The organism is Gordonia ajococcus (genome assembly GCF_012974285.1).
Lineage (GTDB): Bacteria > Actinomycetota > Actinomycetes > Mycobacteriales > Mycobacteriaceae > Gordonia > Gordonia amicalis.
Genome location: NZ_CP052884.1, coordinates 2,531,643 through 2,550,583 on the forward strand (window position 1 = coordinate 2,531,643; position 18,941 = coordinate 2,550,583).

The 18,941-nt window shown below is 65.5% G+C and carries 16 protein-coding genes and 1 pseudogene; 5 read left to right on the plus strand and 12 right to left on the minus strand.

Translation table 11 applies throughout. The annotated features are described in order from the left end of the window. Positions 1-4: 4 nt before the first annotated feature. Positions 5-1,164, minus strand: a protein-coding gene (locus tag GAA2_RS11530) for an IS3 family transposase (protein WP_255219206.1) whose coding sequence is annotated in 2 segments (ribosomal slippage) — positions 5-877 and positions 880-1,164 — 1,158 coding nt in all. Because the reading frame shifts where the segments join, the coding sequence is not laid out codon by codon here. Positions 1,165-1,201: 37 nt separating this feature from the next. Then, a complete protein-coding gene (locus GAA2_RS11535) occupies positions 1,202-2,008 on the minus strand; it encodes an ABC transporter substrate-binding protein (RefSeq protein WP_006438256.1) in 807 nt (268 codons plus the stop codon). Positions 2,009-2,494: 486 nt separating this feature from the next. Here GAA2_RS11535 and GAA2_RS11540 point away from each other — a divergent pair, with 486 nt between their 5' ends. After that, the gene (locus tag GAA2_RS11540; protein ID WP_006438257.1) at positions 2,495-3,100 is read left to right on the plus strand and encodes a TetR/AcrR family transcriptional regulator; all 606 of its coding nucleotides are present in this window, start codon (positions 2,495-2,497) and stop codon (positions 3,098-3,100) included. A gap of 3 nt (positions 3,101-3,103) precedes the next feature. On the opposite strand, the gene GAA2_RS11545 is transcribed toward GAA2_RS11540, so the two are convergent. Continuing rightward, a complete protein-coding gene (locus tag GAA2_RS11545) occupies positions 3,104-3,391 on the minus strand; it encodes a hypothetical protein (protein ID WP_006438258.1) in 288 nt (95 codons plus the stop codon). Positions 3,392-3,460: 69 nt separating this feature from the next. Between GAA2_RS11545 and GAA2_RS11550 the strand changes: the two genes are divergently transcribed. After that, positions 3,461-4,039 carry a TetR/AcrR family transcriptional regulator gene (locus GAA2_RS11550; protein WP_006438259.1) on the plus strand — a complete coding sequence of 193 codons (579 nt, stop codon included), beginning with the start codon at positions 3,461-3,463 and terminating at the stop codon, positions 4,037-4,039. 33 nt (positions 4,040-4,072) lie between these two features. Continuing rightward, positions 4,073-4,555: an SRPBCC family protein gene (locus GAA2_RS11555; protein ID WP_006438260.1), complete on the plus strand. Its 483-nt coding sequence runs from the start codon at positions 4,073-4,075 to the stop codon at positions 4,553-4,555. A gap of 7 nt (positions 4,556-4,562) precedes the next feature. Here the strand turns inward: GAA2_RS11555 and GAA2_RS11560 are convergent, their stop codons facing one another. The 7 genes and pseudogenes from GAA2_RS11560 to GAA2_RS11585 form a co-directional block, all read right to left on the minus strand. Further along, positions 4,563-5,066 carry a nuclear transport factor 2 family protein gene (locus GAA2_RS11560; RefSeq protein WP_040005012.1) on the minus strand — a complete coding sequence of 168 codons (504 nt, stop codon included), beginning with the start codon at positions 5,064-5,066 and terminating at the stop codon, positions 4,563-4,565. 526 nt (positions 5,067-5,592) lie between these two features. Beyond that, positions 5,593-6,036 (minus strand): hypothetical protein, encoded by a 444-nt coding sequence (locus GAA2_RS11565; protein WP_006438262.1) that lies wholly within the window; start codon positions 6,034-6,036, stop codon positions 5,593-5,595. A gap of 185 nt (positions 6,037-6,221) precedes the next feature. Next, on the minus strand, positions 6,222-6,632 hold the full coding sequence (locus GAA2_RS11570) for a hypothetical protein (protein ID WP_006438263.1): 411 nt from the start codon (positions 6,630-6,632) through the stop codon (positions 6,222-6,224). Continuing rightward, a complete protein-coding gene (locus GAA2_RS23175; protein ID WP_255219207.1) occupies positions 6,629-10,648 on the minus strand; it encodes an RHS repeat-associated core domain-containing protein in 4,020 nt (1,339 codons plus the stop codon). Before GAA2_RS23175 ends, GAA2_RS11570 begins: the two co-directional genes overlap by 4 nt. A 1,650-nt stretch (positions 10,649-12,298) precedes the next feature. Next, a pseudogene (locus GAA2_RS23440) lies at positions 12,299-12,979 on the minus strand (WXG100 family type VII secretion target); the annotation flags it as partial. Beyond that, a complete protein-coding gene (locus GAA2_RS11580; protein ID WP_006438265.1) occupies positions 12,976-13,632 on the minus strand; it encodes a hypothetical protein in 657 nt (218 codons plus the stop codon). The pseudogene GAA2_RS23440 and the gene GAA2_RS11580, both read right to left, overlap by 4 nt. Further along, entirely contained in the window at positions 13,629-14,024 is a 396-nt protein-coding gene (locus tag GAA2_RS11585) for an SseB family protein (protein ID WP_255219209.1), read from the minus strand. Before GAA2_RS11585 ends, GAA2_RS11580 begins: the two co-directional genes overlap by 4 nt. 352 nt (positions 14,025-14,376) lie before the next feature. On the opposite strand from GAA2_RS11585, the gene GAA2_RS11590 reads away from it, so the two are divergent. Continuing rightward, positions 14,377-15,009, plus strand: coding sequence for a M23 family metallopeptidase (locus tag GAA2_RS11590; RefSeq protein WP_006438267.1), 633 nt, complete (start codon positions 14,377-14,379; stop codon positions 15,007-15,009). Positions 15,010-15,029: 20 nt separating this feature from the next. Here the strand turns inward: GAA2_RS11590 and GAA2_RS11595 are convergent, their stop codons facing one another. Both GAA2_RS11595 and GAA2_RS11600 read right to left on the minus strand, forming a co-directional pair. After that, positions 15,030-16,283 (minus strand): APC family permease, encoded by a 1,254-nt coding sequence (locus tag GAA2_RS11595; protein ID WP_006438268.1) that lies wholly within the window; start codon positions 16,281-16,283, stop codon positions 15,030-15,032. A 74-nt stretch (positions 16,284-16,357) separates the two neighbouring features. Further along, on the minus strand, positions 16,358-17,071 hold the full coding sequence (locus tag GAA2_RS11600) for an NUDIX hydrolase (RefSeq protein WP_006438269.1): 714 nt from the start codon (positions 17,069-17,071) through the stop codon (positions 16,358-16,360). Positions 17,072-17,170: 99 nt separating this feature from the next. On the opposite strand from GAA2_RS11600, the gene GAA2_RS11605 reads away from it, so the two are divergent. Next, complete coding sequence (locus GAA2_RS11605) at positions 17,171-18,442, plus strand: vWA domain-containing protein (protein ID WP_006438270.1); 1,272 nt, start codon at positions 17,171-17,173, stop codon at positions 18,440-18,442. Positions 18,443-18,941: the final 499 nt, after the last annotated feature.

The following is an 18,941-nucleotide window of genomic DNA, read 5'->3' on the forward strand; positions in this document are numbered from 1 at the left end:
GGTGTCATGCCGCGGCAGCTGCGGTGTTGATCATTGCTTCGAACTCGACAGGCGTCAACCGACCGAGGCGGACTTGCCGGCGCCGGCGGTGGTAGGTCCGTTCGATCCAGGTGACGATCGCGATCCGAAGCTGTTCACGGGTGTCCCAGCGTTGGCGGTCGAGCACGTTGCGCTGCAGGAGCGCGAAGAAGCTCTCCATAGCTGCGTTGTCCCCGCACGCCCCGACCTTGCCCATCGAACCAACGAGATCGTGACTGTTCAAGGCGTGCTGAAACTTTCGCGATCGGAACTGGGCGCGATCGGAATGGACGATGCAGCCAGCGACCTCACCACGACGGGCCACCGCACTGTGCAACGCCGCCACGGCCAGCCGGGACTTCATCCGCGAATCGATGCTGTAGCCGACGATCCGCCCGGAGTAGACGTCCTTGATCGCACACAGGTACAGCTTGCCCTCACCGGTGTGGTGCTCGGTGATATCAGTGAGCCACAACCGATTTAGCTCCTCGGCGGTGAAGTTGCGCTGGACCAGATCATCGTGGACCGGCGGCCCGGATCGTCGGCCGTTACGCCCTCGTTTCTTGCCGAACACCGACCACCAGGCGTTGTCCCGGCAGATGCGCCACGCGGTCCGCGCAGCCATCGACTCACCCACGGTTGTGGCTTCCCCGGCGAGGAATCGGTAACCGAATTCCGGGTCCTCGCGATGAGCGTCGAACAGGGCGTTGGCCCGATACGCCGCGGCCAGCTCGGCATCGGTGACCGGGCTGGCCAGCCACCGGTAGTAGGGCTGGCGAGAGAGCTGAAGTACCCGACACGACACCGCGACGGCAATCCCGTCGGCGGCAAGCTCTCTCACGAGCGGGTAGAGCCTTTTCCCGGCAGGTTCGCCTGCGACAGATACGCCGCCGCCCGACGCAACACCTCGTTCTCCTGCTCGAGCAAGCGGATCCGCTTACGGGCCTCGCGCAGCTCAGCGGACTCACTCGAGGTCACGCCAGGGCTGCGGCCCTCATCTATGTCCGCGCGTCGCATCCACTTGTGCAGCGTCATCGGGTGCACACCGAAATCTTTGGCGACCTGCTCGATCGTGACGCCTTGGCCACGATCACGAGCCACCCGGACCACATCGTCACGGAACTCCTGGGGGTACGGCTTGGGCACAGCTACATCCTTCCCGACCGCCCAAAGGCAAGCCAGATCAGATGTCACCTATCCGTGCAGCAGTCCCGAGCACCGAGATGCACTGGCGGGTGTCACCGAGGATGCTCACCGCGTCGGGGTTGTCGGCGAGGCCGGCGGTGATCTGCGGGGTCAGGTCGGCGGCACCGGTCGGGATCGTGACGACGTTGAGGGCCACGCCCGCGCGCTGGAACATCGGGTCACCAAGCGCCTTGACCGACGCGGCCGCGTCACCGGAGTCGCCGATGATGAGGCTGACCTTCTTGAGGCCGTCCTTCGCGGCGGTGGCGGCCTGGCCGGCGAGCACCGCGACGATGCCGCCGGAGAGCATGAACGAGCCGGGCGTCGCCATCTCGGCCTGTGAGACCGGAGCCTGTGCGACGTAGGGGATTCCGGCGCCGGCGACGATCGGCAGCATCACCGCACCCTGCGCACCGAGCGGTGACACGACGACCGAGACCTTCTCCTCGACCATCTGGTTGGCGCACTTGGTCGCCGAGGCCGGCTCTTCCTGCTGCTTGCACACCACGAGGTCGATCTTGTGCCCGCCGATGCCGCCGCCGTTGTTGTTCAGGTACTCGACGGCCGCTTCACCACCCTCGCGCACCATCGGCGTCGTCACCGCACCGCCCTCGGGCGTGATGAATCCGATCTTGATCGGGTCGCCGGTCGCCGCGTTGCTGGGTAGCGAGCTGGTCTCTCCGGCGCTCGAGCTGTCCGAACTGTCGTCGGTGCATGCCGTGAGTGTGCCGAGAGTCAGGACGCTTGCGCAGCCGAGGACGGCGGTCGTGCGAACGACGCGTTTGAGTGCAACTGGTGATTTCAACTGCGATCCCTTCGATAGGAGATGACGCCCGCCGCGATGGTGCTGCCCGAGCAGGTGAAAAGTCGTCGGCGTCGTGGTGACTCTAAACCCGCACACTGTCGGTTATGAGTAGTTCCGTGAAAGTCGTCGTGCCTTGCTTTCGTTGAGGCACAGTGGATTACAGAGCCCAATGCGCGACGCGCACGTCGAGGACACGGCAGCCGCCCCACCCTGCCGGCGGAGTAGCTCGACCGCGAACACGGCAGCCGCCCCACCCCGCCGGCCGAGTGGCATCAACCGCGGACACGGCAGCCGCCCCACCCCGCTGGCCGAGTAGCGTCGACCGAGCGCAGCGAGGACGCTGCGTATCGAGGTCACCGTGGCCTGCGTCACAGTGGACCTAGAGGCAAAAGTTAGACCACCATCCAGAAATCGGTGGGCGAATGTAAGAATTGGCCCCCAGGAGCGCCACCGGGCTGCTCGACGACCCCCGACGGAGGCAGGCCGATGACCGAGGTTGCACCCGTCGGACGTCGCGAACGGAACAAGCAGCAGACACGCGACCGGTTGCTGGTCGCGGCCCGCGAACTCCTCGCCACCCGCGGCACGGCTGCGACGGTCGAGGAGATCGCGGAGCGTGCCGAGGTCTCCCGCGCGACCTTCTTCAACTACTTCCCCAGCAAGGATGATCTCGTCACTGCGTTGTACGCCGAGCTGATGAGCGTCTTCGGGCGCGTCGTCGACTCGATGCTGCGACGACCGGTCAGCACCCACGATCGCGTGGTCGGCGTGTTCATCGACTTCGCGCAGTCATCGCTGGCCGACCCCGACTACATGCGTGTGGTGACCGGAGAGATCGAGCGTCTGGCGACGGCGTCGGAGGGGCTCGGCGAGCGCAGCCATCTGTTCACCGCTCAAGTGCGACGTCTGATCGAGCCGGGCCTGGAACAAGGCGACGTGCGCACCGACCATCCGGTCGAGTTCCTCGCCCAGATGGTGGCGGCGATCTACCTGTCGACGATGCGATACTGGCGGATCGATCCCGACCTCGACATCACCGAAACATTCGAGCGCGCAGGACGATACGCGGCCGAGTCGATCGTTCCTCGCTGAGCGTCATTCGTCACCCGGTCGCGGTACCTCGTTCTCCCAGCGTGCGCGACGCTCGTCGTCGGTCTGCTCCCACCAGGGAGTACCTCGCTCCCCCAACGCGACTTTCGCGGCCTGGACGCCGGCGCGCGACTCGGGGGCACCCTGTGTCCGTTTCACGTCCCGTCGCCACGCCATGAGGATCGACTGCAGTTCGGATCGGCGCTCGTCCGGAATGAGCGGGTCGGTGGTACGCCACTTGCGACCGTTGATCACCACGTAGCGGCCGTCGGGGGTGCGCTCTGGATCCGTCATGGGTCCACGGTGCCATGGGCACGAGTTTCTCCCCCGCATAGCTCACTGCGAAGGTCCGACCGTCGGCGGATGACGATCGACGAGGCGATCGGCCATGCTCGCGACATCATCGCCGAGCAGGGTGCCGGAGCGGTGTCCATCTCCGAGATCGCCCGCCGGATGCAGATGCGACCCCCGTTGCTCTACAAGTACTTCCCGTCGCTGACTGCGCTGTACGACAGCCTGTTTGAGGCGGGGAATGTCGAACTGACCCGGTACGTCGACGACGCACGCATCGGCCATGAGCCAGGGTTGGATCGGCTGCTCGAACAGTCACGGGCGATTGTCCGATGGTCGATGACCGAGCCCGGGCTCGCCGCGCTGTTGTTCTGGCGACCGGTGCCCGGTTTCGAGCCCAGCGACGCGGCATTCGCCCCCGCCCGGGCGCTCGTGGGCCAGGCTCGAGAGGATCTGGCGACCGCGGTCGCGCGCGGTGAACTAAACCCTGCCGCGGACTCCGATGATGCGCTGCGTCTGCTCACGTCGGTCGTCTCGGGCATTGGTTCACAGCAGATGTCGAACGAACCGGGCGTCACCTACGAATCAGGTGCTTACACGCGACTACTCGACGACGCCCTGCAGATGTGGGTGCGTCACTTCACGCCCTGAGCGAGCCTCGGGGCACTCAAGGAAGGAACCATCATGCGTCAGGATCTCACCAGCGACTCGGTGTCGCGCCACATCGACGCGAGCCCCGAAGAGCTGTACGACATCGTCTCCGACGTCACGCGCACACCCGAGTTGTCCTCGGAGATAGCCGATGTGAAGTGGCTCGACGGGGCGACCGGTCCGGCCGTCGGTGCGCGATTCCGTGCCCGCAACAGCGTTGGCCGCGGACCGGACTGGTTCAACAAACCCGTCATCACGGTCGCCGATCGTGCGCGTGAGTTCGCCTTCGAACGGACGGCATGGATCGGCGGCACTCTGCGGTGGAGCTACCGGTTCGAGCCCGACGCGACCGGAACGACGGTCACCGAATCGTACGAAGTGACCGAGCCGCTCAATGCATTCGGATGGTTCCTGATCGGCACGCTCTACGGCCTCAAGGACCGGAAAGGTGATCTGCGGCAGGGTATGACGGAAACCCTCGAGCGGCTGGCGGTGATGGTTCGGCAGCCGGCCTGAGGCCTGTTCAGGCCGGGTCGGCGAACGTCCCCGCATGCACCGTGGCGTCGTCGCCGAGTGGTCGTCGGAGAGACCACCGTTCGGTGAGGGTGCTGGCAGCCATCCTCCACTCGTCGTCCTCGACGACGTACTCGTCGTCGTACTCCCCTGTCATCACGGTCTCGGTACGGTCGATCAGATTGACCTGACGGAACTTCAGGGTCCAGCGCCCGGTCGCGGTGGTCTCCGACGTCAGCGTGATGTCGGGATGGAAGCCGTGGTGCATGTCAAAGATGACGTACTGTCCGTCGACCTTGTGGAGAGCGACCTGCTCGAAGATCTTCGCCATCGGCTCTGCGTCGTCGAAGGTGCCGAGCGGGCCGTAGTCGATGCGTGCTCCGTGGGCGATGAAACAACTGCGAAATCCGTTGACGTCCTTCGCGTCACATGCACGCCAGTATCGGTGCTTGAGTTGAGTGATGGCTTCGATTCGGGCGAGGTTGTCGAGGCGTTGCGTGAGGTCGGACGGCATAGTTCCACCATAGGCTGCCGCAAACGCCACGAGGTTTCGCCATTTCAATCTGGATTGGAGCTCGCGGAGCGGGTGGCCTCGCACCTCCCTGGCCTTCACTGCAGGTGGATAGGTGGGAGACACACGGAAACGAACCCACCCTGGTTCGAAGCCGTCGGGCATGAATTCAGGTGTCAAGGCGAACTGGTCCCCAAAGATGGTGAGCAAGCTCAGGTCTTCGTTTATATGCACAGCCGTCGGCCGGATGGAGACAGTCCAACGACCACCCAGGTCGATGAAAACCACCTCGCCGCGGGCCTCAACCAACTGCAACTCCAGATAGCCGTCAAACGCACGCGGTGGTGGAGCTTCGGGGAACTCCAGCCTGACCGGGGTCACTTCCTCGTAGATGTGGAAGAACTGCTGGACCGAGCCACATACGAAATTGCAGAGTGCAGATTGCACGGTTCAGCCTCGATTCTTAATCTGTTGCACTAGTTGATGACCAGTCCGCAGTGCCTCTACGGGTCAAACACATCCAGTACGACTATTTCGCGTCCGCGGCATCACGGCGCGGGCCCATGCCACCGTCGTTGGCGGCCACTGCAGCTTTCCGTAGAGCCGATGAGCCCGCGTCTCGCGCCGTCGCCACCTCGGGGAAGTGCGTATCGACCTCAAAGGTTATCCGGCCATACTCATATCTTCTATCGAGAAGACTTGAATGAATGCGGATATGTCGACCCGTGATCATGAGGGCGGATAACTCTTCTGAAAACTCGTACTCCAGTGGAGAGAGCTCCATGAGAATGCCGTCCCCCAACGGAATCTGCACTTGAACTCCATCACACCGAATCTCACCGAGCTTGTAGTAGTAATCGTACGGCTTTCCGAAATTCCCATCGGGTAGCTGGAGGTTTATAACAAATGAACTATAGACCGAGAAGAATGTTTCGACGGCTGTGCGAGTGGCTAGAATCAGCTGTAGGCTCAATTCTTCTCCTTCGACGATTTAACCGATGATCCACGAGTGCGGAATGTTCAGCCAGGTCCCGAAGACCATTTGATACCCACCACCGAGAAGCGCACTACCTCCGATCGGTACAGGACGTCCACCCAGCGTGAATCTTCCGGTTGCTCCGAGCTCCTGCTGCTCTACGGGACGTTCGAGGAAGACCGTCACGTTGCGCGACGTGTCAAGCGGCCGAGGGCCTCTGTTCGTACCCATTCATCGTCGTCGTGCGTTAGTTCGCGCAGCAGTTCGACACTCAGCTTCGGATTGCGTGCGATAGCGGCGCGGATCCTCGGGTTTGCATCCGAGACCAGGAGCCGCGCAATGGAGTCGCTCTTGCCCGCGGCGCGTCGCATCGCCACCCAGAACCTGACGTCAGGGTCGTCATCCGCAGCAAGGACACGGAGAACCTCATCCGGCGAAGTCTTGTTTTGGGCTACAAGCGCGCGGAACTGGGGGTGGGCGGCGACGACCTCCAGCCAAACATCTGTCGGCGCTTCATCGTGAATCGCACGATCTTGGTCGTCCGGATCCTCGCTGTCCCACAGTGCGAGATATTCGGCAACGGACTCGATCAATTCAGATCCTTCCACGGTATGAACTTGCCAACCGGTCCCTTGTGCTTCCCGCGGATGAACGTACCGTACTCATCTGCGTCGGCGATCCAACGCAATCCGCGACTGTCCTCTTCGAAAACCTTCCACACAACTCTTCCGTGGCCCGCTGTGTCACGTGACCACCAGAGCCCGTCCGTCTTACTCTGATCGTAGGTATGTCCACCCAGTTTCTTGGTCTTGGCTGTCCCTTCCTTGGTGATCTCCCAGAGTTTCCGCTCCGGCGTCGATTGCTCGGAACCGCCTCGGTCGTCGCATGCGCCAGTGGGTGAGAGACCGAGTGGGTCAGACAAGACCGTCGGATTAGACGGATACGCGTGCGGATTCGGTGCCGGCGCGAGGCCGAGCGGGTCGGAACTTAGGTAACGGCCGGTGTCTGAGTGGTAGTAGCGGTGGCGGTTGTAGTGCAGGCCGGTCTCGGTGTCTAGGTATTGGCCTGGGTACGACCATGGTGTCGATGCACCCGTCCAAGAGGTTGCGCCGTATAGAGTCCGAACCGATCGTCCCGCGACCTCCCCGCTGTCCGGATCGATGAGGGCGGTCGGCGCTGCGATCTGGTCGGTGACGACCGCGAAGAACTCGCGGTCGATCTCGGTCTGCGTCCAGCGGCGCGCCGAGGGTGGCGCAGCGGAAATGCCGTTCCCGAGGTTGAGGCTGAGATCGCGGTCCTGGTCGTCAGCGTTGGTCGAGTCTGCCGCGTCGTCAGCAGGGCCGATCGGCTCAGAAGTGACCGTCTGTGCCAGCGGGGCGTACGCGGCCGGTGAGTAGGTCCAGGTCGTGGCCCGTAGCTGCTGGTCGTGGCCGGACACGACGTCGGTCTGCTCGACGAGGTGCTCCCCGTGCCAATGGAAGCGCGTGGTCTCACCGGTCGACTGGTTCGTTTTCGACAGTCGCCGTCCCACGTGGTCGTAGGTGTAGGTCCACACCGTGCCGTCCGGCGTGGTCACCGACCGCAGATGATCGTGGGCGTCCCAGACGTAGTGCCACACATCCGGTTTGCGCGAGAGTCGGCGCCGGCTCATCGACACGACGCGACCGGCAGCGTCGTAGCGGTAGGACGTTCGGCCGTCGTCGACGAGGAGAGTGCCGGAGTAGCGGCGGCGGTGGCTCTTCGCGCCCTTCGAGGCTCGGCTAGCGCCTCGCACCTCAGGGAGCGGAGGTCCAGCGTCGGCAAGCACCTCAGGGAGCGGGGGCTGGTCGCCGCGACCGGAAGACGCGTAGTCGGTGATGTTGCCGGTCGCGTCGTACGAGAATTGCTCGGTCCCAGCAGGACTGGTGGCCTCAACGACCCGACCGAGCACGTCGACCCGGTAGTCGGTGCGACCAGCGGTCAGTGTCGACGTCGAAGTGGTGAGAATCCCGTCGGAACGGTAGCGGTACTCGGCAGCTGCGACGGTCCGGTCGGGGGGCTTCTCCCCCACGCTCGCACCGGGGCCGAGGTTCAGCGCCGCCGGGCGCTCCGATACTGCCGCGACGGAACGTCCGGTGAGGCGGCCCACCGGATCCCACGTCGAGTCGATGGCCGAGCCCTCGAAGCGCCGCCGCTGTTCACGGCCGGTCGGGCTCGTCGTGATGTCGCAGGAGCGTCCCGCACTGGACAGGAAGTCGAGGACACCCCGCGGGTCGTAGCCGTACCGGGTGCTGACCCCGGTCGGCGATCTCAACGACGCCAGTCGTCCCGCGCCGGTCCAGGCGGATTCGATGACCCAGTCGCTCTGACCGTCGTGAAGACCGGTGAGCTGCGGCAAGCCCGCTGCCGTATAACTCGTATGCCAGCGTCCGAAGACACCGGTCGCACCGTCCAGTCGCCCTGCCGCGTCGAAGCTGTATTCCGTTGTCTCCCCGTCGAGATCGGAGTTCACCGGATCAGCAGTCAGGTCGCTGATCAGGCGCCCGGCAGCATCGTAGGTGAAGAACACCGTCTGCCCTGCGGCGTTCGTCCGTGATCCCAGCCGACCTTCGTCGTCGTAGGTGTAGGTCGTTGTCGCGTTGTTGAAGTCGGTTTCCGTCGCCAGCCTGCCGTCGGCGTTGTAGGTGTAGGTCCACACCAGGTCGTCGGGGTTGGTGACCGCGACCAGGCGACGTGTGGCGTCGTAGCTGAACTCGGTGCGCGACCCGTCGGCGTCGATGCGTGCGACCGGCAGGTCGTAATGTCCGTACTCCCACCGGGTCACCGCGCCGACGGGATCGGTGTACGCGACACAGTTGCCTTCGCCGTCGTACTCCCACCGCGACCGACCGCCATCCGGCGCCGTGACACTTGTTCGGTTACCCATCGCGTCGTAGGTGACGACGGTCCGTGCGCCTTCGGCATCGACGACCTCGGTCGGTCGCCCGTAACCGTCGTAACTAATCCGCGTGGTGTTGCCGAGCGTGTCCGAGATTGCGACCGGAAGCCCGGCGGCGTTGTTGCGATAGCGCACGACGACGCCGTCGGGGCCGGTGCGCGACGTCAGCGCGCCGTGCTCGTCATACGTGTAGCTGGTGACCACACCGGCGTTATCGACGACGCTGGTCGGTAAGCCGTTGTCGTCGTGACCGATTCGTGTCGTGATGCCGCCCGGTTCGACGATCCGCACTGGCTGTCCGGGTCCGGCGTAGGAGACCTCGGTGACCTTCCCGTCGGGCGCGGTGATCTGCTCGACGTCGCCGAACGCGTTGTAGTGCAGCAACGTACGCGCACCACCTGGGCTGGTGACGGAGAGCGGCTGACGGTTGGCGTTGTAGTCGGTCGCGGTGACGCGTCCGGCGGGATCGGATTCTTGGCGCACGCGTCCGTCGGTGTCGATGCCGTACACGGTGGTCGCGCCGACGGCGTCGCGGTAGGTCGTGTACGAGCCGAGACCATTTGGGCGGAGATGATACTCGAACCGGCCCGACCAGACACCGTTCATACCGGACTGGATTGTCACGCGACCGAGGTCGTCGTAGCGGTTCCAGTACTCCATGCCCAGCGAGTCACGCCACCAGGTCATCCGCCCGGCGTCGTCGTAGCCGAAATAGGTTGTGCCACCGACTGCGTTGGTAACCGCCGCGAGATTGCCCTGGTGATAGTCGAAGGTGCACAGCTGCTGGTCGACCGGGATACCGTCCAGACCTGCGGTCAGCCGGTAGCCGAGGATGCGGGCGCCGTCGCATCGCACCTTGATCCGGTATCCGGCCGAGTGTTCCACCGCCGTGGGTCGCCCGCGGTCGTCGAAGATGAACTCGATCCGATTGTGGTGGCGATCGGTCATCGCCGAGACCGCGATATCCCCGGCGCGCACATCGACCCCGTTGAGTTCGGGGATCGGAACGAAGAACCAGCTCACGCGGTCGCGGATGTGGGTGACCTGATAACCGCCCGTCGGGGTCGTCCGCAGCTCCCAATCGGTCGCGTTGACACTCCGCGACACCGAATCACCCTCGGGCTTGGGGAAATTCGTCAGAGTGCCGTCGGCGTCGACGATCGTGACGAGTTCGTCGCCGACGATGGCCCGCGCGTCGAAGGTCGACGGTGTCGTCGGACCCATCCAGCGGCCCCACCGGTACCGCGACCGATGCCGATGCGTCAGGCGCAGCGGCAGTACGCCCGGTAGCTCGACGTCGGTGAGCGGCAGGAAGTACTCGCCCGTGGCGACGTTGACCGGTTCACCGTTGCTGCGGCACTGCGACGGTGCCTCGTTGCCCTCGCTGGTATCGGCACGATCGGGAGCGCCTTCGTCGGTGCGCCCGGGGTTCGCCGGGTTGTGGGGCTCCCGGGTGTCGTGATCGATCTCGGGCTTATCCGAGTCGGGACCATTCGACTGGTCGGGGTTGCGCGGCGACGAGGGCGAATCCGGCGTGGTGTCGCGGTGATTCGGTGTGGGCGAACGATCAGGTGTGATCGGACGGTCCGGGAACACAGCCGGCGGGATCGGCCGGTCGTCCGGCATGATCCGCGTGTTGGTGGGGTTGCCCGGATCGCGGTCGGGAGTGTGTCGGACCGCGGGTTCCGGCACGTTGTGAGCGTTCGACGGAGCCGGCCGAGCGCCATCGCGTGCAGGGGTGGCGTGGTCCGGGGTGGTCCGCGCGAGTGTGGTGCGGTCGGGCGTGTGATCGGGTGCCCGTGGAGGTGCGGCAGGCGTGTCGGCTCTGGCGGCAGCACCAGGACTGACCGGTGCGCTGGTGGGCTTCGGCTGGCCTGCGTCCGGCACGGCGTGTGAAGGAGCGTGCGGCCCCGACACAGGGTGCGGTCCAGAGACAGGTACGACCGGCGTCCCGTTTGGTGACTGACCATCCGAGGGAGTTCTCGTCGAGGCGTCGGGTCCGTTGTGTGACCCGACAGGTGACTCGGGATGGACCGTCGGTGTCGGCCGTGCGTTGGGCCCGGGTGTGTTCGCATCCGGACGAGCAGGGTGTGGTCCAGGCGACGCGTTGTCGTCGACGGGTTTGGACGGATCGGGACCTGAAGGTTCGTCGTTGCGCACGACCGGTTGCCCTATGCCGTCGCCATCCGATTTGGTCGGTGCATGGTCAACACTGGTCGGTGTGACGTCGCTTCCGCGGGCATCTGGGTCGTCGTGATGCCCCACGTTCTGTCCGTCGCTGTCACCGTCGTTCTTGGTTGACGGTGAATCGCCACCGGGACTGTGTTCGACGGCGGGTGTGGTCGTTTTACCGCGATCAGGACCTGGCGGGTCGTCATCACCTGATCCCCTACCGCCCGGTGTGGTGTCCCCCGCGTCCGGTGTGGACGCGTCCGGTGCGTCTGTTCGCGTCGCCGAAGGGGCTGCCGGTGTGGATGTAGGAGCTGGGTCACCTGAGTGTGGCGAGGTCGGTGATGGACTGTCGAAGGTACCGCCGCCGACGGGTTGATCGGGCGTGGCGGAATCGGAACGTGGTGTGGGCGAGTGCGGTGGCCCCGCTGCGGGTGTGGGTTCGGGTGGAACCGGTGGCGGGGCAGCATGATCTGGCATGGGGGCCGAGGACGACGATTCGGAGTGGGCTGGCGTTCCGGGACTGGGACCGGGGTCGGGCTCTGGTGGAAGCGGTCTCTCATGAGTGGGTAGATCGGGTCCGTGGTGGACAGGCAGATCTCGGGACGGGGTGGCTCCAGGTGTGGGCGCCGAGCCGTCGGCAGATGCCGAGTTGGGCGCAGACGGGGTGGGAGACGTCGGGTCGGTGGGCGCCGGCGCATCGGGCGCTGTTCCGGCGTGCGGCCTGGTGGACGGTGTCGGTACGTCGGGCGCCGCTTTGGTGAGCTTGAGAAGTGACAGACCTTTGGGTCCCGGAGCGGCAGTCGCCGCCACATTTCCGAGCAAGGTGCCGAAGCTGCTCGCCGGATCGGTAGACCATCCGCCACCGACAAAATTTCGGACAGCGGCGTCGGGGTGGGCTACCTGGTTGGTGAGACCAATGACCAACCCGGCGGAGTTGCGTACGTACTGATGCGGTCTGGCGACGTTGTACGGATTCTGCGGGGCGAGCATCCACAGCGACTTGAACATCTCGGTCCCCGCGCCGATGAGCCCGAACTCGAAATGGTTGAACGCTGTGACGGCGCCAGTTCCGATGTCTTTCGCCTCCATCTGGGCTTGTTCGAAGGCCGAGGGCATGGGCGGCGCCAGGTTCGCGGCCGCGCTGAGTTCGGACTTCGTACCCGGCGCAGCCGAATTCCGGTGATCCCGACCGATTTTCAGAACCCGTCGCGCCTCGCTTTGATACTCCGGCCAGGGATTCGGCCCAGGGTGGACGGGCGGTGTGTCGCGGCGGTCGTTCCGATAGTCGTCGAGTTCGGCGTTGTAGGTTTCGGCCTTGGCTTTCCATTCGTCGCGTCGACTTTCGCCCTCCTCCCAGATCCGGATGGCGTCGGCCGCCTTCTGCTGGGCGAACTCGACGACACCGGCCCATTTCGTCAAAGCTGCGGCGGCATTCGACGCGGCTTCGGCGGCGGAGAACCACCGCGGAACCTGCTGGCCCATGGCGTCGTGGAATCCGTCAGCGCCGGCGCCGACCCAGTTGCCGGCCGAGATTCCGCGGAGTCCTTCTCCGGCCTTCGTGAAGTTGCCTGCGAATCCCTCGAATGTGCCTGCGGCTGCGGTGATGGCGCCGGGATCCCCGAGGATGAGCTCTTTCGGGTCGTTCGTCTTTCCCAGTTCTTCCTCGTCGGGCATGGCGCCCATCGAATTCGCGATGTCATCTCCGAAGTCCTCGACTTCGATCGCGATCTTCTCGAGCCCTACTGCACGAAGACCCTTGCCGACGAGATCGGTGGCACCGTCGACGAGTCCGCCGACGAGTTCCCGTCCGCCCTCGAGGATGCCTGAATGGATCCATTCAGGCGACCTCAGTCATGCGGTGTCCCAGCCGAATCTGGCGCTCGAACCGTACGTTCGTCGCCCGGGGGCTCGCCGGCCGTGAAGCCATCTCTCTCGAAACCGTCCATGGTGTCGTCGATCAGGGTTCGCGGGTCCATCTGGTGACGCTTGATGGTCGCGAGGTCATTCAAGAAACTCTCGCGGTTCTCCTCGGCGAAGTCGAGGTGACGCTGTTTCTCGGCGTCGCTCAGCGACCATTCCGGATTCGTCAGCACGTTGCGGTTGTGGTCCCACAGGTCGCCCCACGACATCTTCTTGATGTCCTCGGCAGTCAGGCTCGGGTCACCGGCGATGTCCATCACCATGTCTTTGAACTGACCTTCGGCCCACTTCTCCTCGCGCTCATAGTGACTCGCCCCGAGTCCGAGTCCGCGCGACAGTTCGGCCGCGCCTGTGACGAGCGCCCGAACGCCCCATTCCCAGCGATCGCAGTATTCCTCGAGTCCGGCTTTGGGATCGGCGTGACCGATCGACTTGCCGTCGAGGTCGAGATCCCCGTACCCCCGGCCGAGCGCTGCGGTGTACCCGGCCGCGGCGCCGGTGTCCCCGAGACCGTCGATCACGCCGTTGATTCCCTCGCCGGCCTTCTTGATGTCGTCCGGATCGACAGTCAGTTTCTCGGTCATCGGATGATCTCGCCCTCGTCGTCGTAGTAACAGTGCGGGGTGAAGTCCTTCAGCGGAGGGAAAGTCATCTGCGTGGGTGTCATCGGGTCGACGACGAGGCCCGTCGGTTCGGGGGCTATGTCGAGCACCTCGTCGATCAGTGCCTGACCCTGGACGTCGATATAGGTGACCTCGGCGGGGTCGCGGTCGGTCAGGTCGGCGAAGTCGCGCAGACGCTGGGGCGTGGTGAACGCGAGCATCCATGGCAGTCCGCCCTGGACCAGGGTGAAGAAGCGTCCGTGGACATCGAGCGGTACCGATAGGTGCGCCTCGCGCAGTGCGTCGTAGAGCTTCGGAGGGTCGCCGAAACCGGACAGGTACGCGCGCACCTCACCTGCATACGTGACAGTCACCGAATCCCCCGACATTCATCCCCGTGCCGGATGATGCTAGTTCACCCGGCGCGGGTCCTCACGGCGGCTGTCCACAGGACCGATTCCGCGGTCGACGAGCCACCGCGTCTTCCGTGGCGCCTGACTGGACGTTTACGCGACGACGGTCTGTCGAAGTGACCTCGCCCACTATGAGCGCCACTTCTCAGGGTCTACTTAGGTCTCTGTGGGTAACCTCGCCGTGTCCTCGCCGATATCAAACTGTTACCGAGACGGAAATGCTGTGCCTCTACACCGACTGAATGCCCACAACTCTATCCACGCGTTTAACTCGACCTCGCGGAGCCGCCGACCCGGCCGGCATCGCGCCACCGTGCCGACCACCGTGAACAAGGCGGTGCGAGCGGGCGCGCTCACCGCATTCGTCGGCGCTCTTGGTCTGACCGTCGGCAACGCTGCCCAGGCAGCCGCGCAGCCCGCGCCTCAGCCGAAGATCGCGCTGCCGGAGAGCGTGAAGATGCCGGCCGGTCTGGTCCTGCCGCCCGAGGTCGACAAGTTCGCTCGCGACATCCTGCCGCCGTCGGTATTCACTCCCGCCGTGCCCGGCCACCCGGGCATCCGCAAGGCCGTCAAGCCGGTCAGCGGCACCGTGACGTCGGGCTATGGCCCGCGTTGGGGCACCAATCACAACGGAGTCGACATCGCCAACAAGATCGGCACCCCCATCTACGCCGTGACCGACGGAGTCGTCCTCGAGTCCGGCCCGGCGTCGGGCTTCGGGCAGTGGATCCGCGTGAAGCAGGACGACGGCACCATCGGCGTCTTCGGCCACGTCGACCAGAGCTTCGTCCGCGCCGGCCAGCCGGTGACGGCCGGTCAGCAGATCGCCACCGTCGGCAACCGCGGCCAGTCCACCGGCCCCCACCTGCATTACGAGGTCTGGGATGCGAACGGCAACAAGATCAATCCGCAGGTGTGGCTGAACCAGCGCGGCGTCCACCCGTGACGGACGCTTCTTCCTGAGTCCTAACGTCGGAGCCGGCGTGTACTGCGAATCGCGTACACGCCGGCTCCGACTGCTAAGACGACCATCCCGGCCAGCACGGAGGTGAGCGGCAACGTGAACGCCACCACCACGCACCCGATGACACCCACCACGGGGATGGCTCGCGCGGGACGGTTCTCCTCGCGGGTCAGCGTCAGCGCCGACGCGTTGGCGACCGCGTAGTAGAGAAGTACGCCGAACGACGAGAACCCGATGGCCGCGCGGACATCCGCGGTAGCGGCGACCACGGCAACCACCGCCCCGACCACCAGCTCGGCGCGATGCGGAACCTGAGTCCGAGCGTGGACGGCGGCCAGCGTACGCGGCAGGTGACCATCGCGGGACATCGCGAGCACGGTCCTCGAGACACCGAGGATGAGTGCGAGCAGTGAACCGATCGCCGCAACAGCAGCGCCTACGCGGACGACCGGGACCAGCCAGTCGACGCCTGCGGATTCGGCGACAGCCGTCAATGGTGCTGCGGCGTTGCCGAGTTCATCAGCCCCGAGAACGCTGAGCGCCGCGGTCGCGACCAGCGCGTAGACCACGAGGGTGAGTCCCAGCGAGATGCCGATCGCGCGGGGAATGGTGCGGGCGGGGTCGCGGACCTCCTCTCCCAGCGTCGCGATCCGGGCGTAACCGGCGAAGGCGAAGAACAGCAGGCCCGCCGCCTGCAGCACGCCGAGAACGCTGGCGTCCGAGCTGAGCGTCAGACGGTCGGGGGTGGCGACGTCCGATGTGAACGCGGACACCACCACCGCGGCCAGCACCGCCAGGACGAACGCGACGATGATCCGCGTCAGCCACGCCGCCTTCTGCACTCCCGCGTAGTTCACCGCGGTCAGGGCGACCACGGCGGCAACCGCGACGGCGTGGGCGTGCTCCGGCCACACGTAGACCCCGACCGTCAGCGCCATCGCCGCGCACGACGCGGTCTTCCCGATGACGAACGCCCAACCGGCGAGGTATCCCCAGAATTCGCCGAGTCGCTCCCGGCCGTACACGTAGGTGCCACCCGAGACCGGATAGAGAGCCGCCAACCGCGCGGAAGATGTTGCGTTGCAATACGCTACGACGCCCGCGAGAGCGAGGCCGACGAGCAGCCACGAACCGGCAGCGGCGGCGGCCGGCGCGAGAGCGACGAAGATCCCGGCACCGAGCATCGCCCCGAGCCCGACCAGTACCGCGTCGTGGAGACCGAGTGCCCGACGCAGAGGGGCCTGGGAGTCCGTCATCGAGTTCCTTCGTTCGGTGGTCGCACGACGCTGTGGATCCGCGCGGAATCATACGGGGTGATGTCGCGAGGCCGCTACTCAGTGTCGGGCCTCGGGCTGGGCAACCGCCATCCGAAGGTCGCGGTCGGCGGCGCATCTTTGGCGTACAGCCGCGCCGGGCGACCACCACCGACCCGGGTTGCCGGGTTGCCCTGGGCGTCGACCTGTGGCGCCAACAAGGGCTGAACCCTCCGATTGAATGAATCGCGCATGAGGCGTCGCCCGAGGATCGCTTCGTGCAGTTCCCGCAGTTCGGACAGCGTGTAGGGCGGTTGGAGGAGGTTGTCTGGATCGGCCTTGTCCTCGTAGCGGTCCCGCAGATTGTCGGTGGCCGCTGCAATGATCTCGGCGTGGTCGTAAAGGACCCGCTCCCCCGACGCCAGCCTGCCGGTTGACGTCACGGGCGCGAGTTCGCCGGTGACGTCGGACAATTCGGCGGCCGGCAGAGCGACCGCATGCGCGACCGAGATCGTCCACCCGCGAGGATCCCGGTCAGGATCACTAAAGACCGCCAGAAGGTGCGGCCGCACGTGATCGGGCGACAGCCCCAGTTTGAGTTCGAGCACCTCCCGCACCGTCTGCTCGACGGTGCGCCGTTCCCGGACGAACCGCCCCGGCAACGCGGCCCTCCCCTGCTCGTCCCGCTGGATCACCACATTCAGCGTGGCGTCGGAGACGGTGAGGACCGCGATGTCGACGGCCACGTTCGGTCGTGGGTAGTCGCTGAGCGTCGTCGAACCGGTGGCCACGAAACAAAAGACTATGCGAATGTCTGCGCAAAGGTCTATTCTCAGAAACGCGCAAAGTCGCCGTCTCGCTCCGATGCCGGGACGGAGGAAGGAATGACGATGAAACTCTCCGCTGCTCTGGACGTCGAGATGGTGGCCCACGAGACCGCCGATGAAGTGACCGTTCTGCTGGAACTGCAGGTTCCTGCCGGGCCCGAAACCAACCGCACCCCAACCGCTGTGCAGGTGGTGCTCGACCGGAGCGGGTCGATGTCGGGTGGCCCGCTCGAGGGTGCGAAGAAGGCGCTCGCCGGCGTGGTCGCGCAGCTGGATCCGTCGGATGTGTTCGGCGTAGTGACCTTTGACGACGACGCCCAAGTCGTCGTACCGGCCGCTCCCCTGTCGGACAAGCAACGCGCGGTGGATGCGATCGGTTCGATCGAGGCGGGTGGCTGCACCGACCTGTCGTCGGGCTACCTGCTCGGCCTGCGGGAACTGCGGCGTAGCGCGCACGCGGCCGGAATCTCTGGTGGCACAGTGCTGATCATCAGCGACGGCCACGTGAACAGTGGGATCCGCGAGGCCGACAAGTTCGCGAGCATCACCTCGAAGGCCGCGGCCGACGGGATCGTCACCTCCACGCTCGGGTACGGGCGCGGCTACGACGAGTCGCTGCTTTCGGCGATGGCGCGGGCGGGCAACGGCAACCACGTCTTCGCCGACAACCCGGACGCCGCGGGCGCGGCGATCGCCGGCGAGGTCGAGGGCCTGCTGTCGAAGTCGGCGCAGGTGGTGACTCTCACCGTGCACTTCGTCCCGCAGGTGACGGAGCTGTCGCTGTACAACGACCTGCCGGCGCATCAGACCGCCGACGGCGAGGTGATGATCGAGCTCGGCGACTTCTACGCACTCGAGGAGCGGAAGCTGCTGCTGCGGATGAAGGTCGACGGGCTTGCTGCGGTGGGGTTGGCCCAGATCGCGACCCTCGAGCTGCGGTATGTGGAGACTGCGACACTCACCGAACACACGGTGTCGCTGCCGATTTCGGTGAATGTGGTTCCCGGTGACGAGGCTTCGGGTCGCGTTCCGGATCCGAAGGTGGAGTCCGAGCGGCTGTACCAGGAGGGGCAGGCGGCGAAGCTCCGAGCGTCGGAGGCGTTCGAGGCCGGCGACCTGGATGCTGGCAACGAGCTGCTGGGCGAGTCGGCGTCGCAGCTACGACGGGCCTCGGCGTTCGCGATGCCCGAGGAGCACATGCTGATCGAGCAGGAGTTGCGGAGTATCGAGGCGTTGGGTGCGCAGGCCAGGGTCGAGGGTGCGGGGTACGCGTCGAAGATGACGCGGGACTCGTACCACCTCGCGAATCGGAAGCGGGGGCGTCGGCGGGGTTAGTTGATCTTCGCTGGGTGTGGCCATCGGGTACATGCGCGATGGCCACACCCCCTTTGTGCGGACCGCCCCTGTGGACGCGATGGCTCGTCGGCAGGTGTCGAGATCGAGGGAACTCGAAGGTTGGTCTCCACAGGTAGTGGGATCAGATGGCGGAATCAGCGAGCCGCGCTAGTCTGTTCGGCGAGGGTGGGGCGCCGTCGGGGCGCGCGAGCGTGAGGGGGACTTGTGTCGACACCGTTCTCGGACGACTCGTTGTTGCCCAAACCTGCACCGGCGATGCCGGTGAGTCCGCACGGGGATGAGTACTTACTGCGGTCGGCGCGGGCTCAGTGGGAGCGGCGGGCGACAGTGGCGGCAGACGCGGCCTCCGAGCTAAAGAAGGCCTTCAATTCCCTCTCGGCTCCTATAGAAGCTAATCATTTCGGGGAATGCATCGAGGGAAACCAGGTCTACGAGGCGTTCCTATCCGCGATTTCGAAGCTGGCGCAGGAGTGCCTCG

Bases quoted from the DNA above. Each gene is read 5' to 3' on its own strand.
- GAA2_RS11540 (WP_006438257.1), top strand. From the start codon at position 2,495: ATGACCGAGGTTGCACCCGTCGGACGTCGCGAACGGAACAAGCAGCAG.
- GAA2_RS11545 (WP_006438258.1), bottom strand. From the start codon at position 3,391: ATGACGGATCCAGAGCGCACCCCCGACGGCCGCTACGTGGTGATCAAC.
- GAA2_RS11550 (WP_006438259.1), top strand. From the start codon at position 3,461: ATGACGATCGACGAGGCGATCGGCCATGCTCGCGACATCATCGCCGAG.
- GAA2_RS11555 (WP_006438260.1), top strand. From the start codon at position 4,073: ATGCGTCAGGATCTCACCAGCGACTCGGTGTCGCGCCACATCGACGCG.
- GAA2_RS11560 (WP_040005012.1), bottom strand. From the start codon at position 5,066: ATGCCGTCCGACCTCACGCAACGCCTCGACAACCTCGCCCGAATCGAA.
- GAA2_RS11580 (WP_006438265.1), bottom strand. From the start codon at position 13,632: ATGACCGAGAAACTGACTGTCGATCCGGACGACATCAAGAAGGCCGGC.
- GAA2_RS11595 (WP_006438268.1), bottom strand. From the start codon at position 16,283: ATGACGGACTCCCAGGCCCCTCTGCGTCGGGCACTCGGTCTCCACGAC.
- GAA2_RS11605 (WP_006438270.1), top strand. From the start codon at position 17,171: ATGAAACTCTCCGCTGCTCTGGACGTCGAGATGGTGGCCCACGAGACC.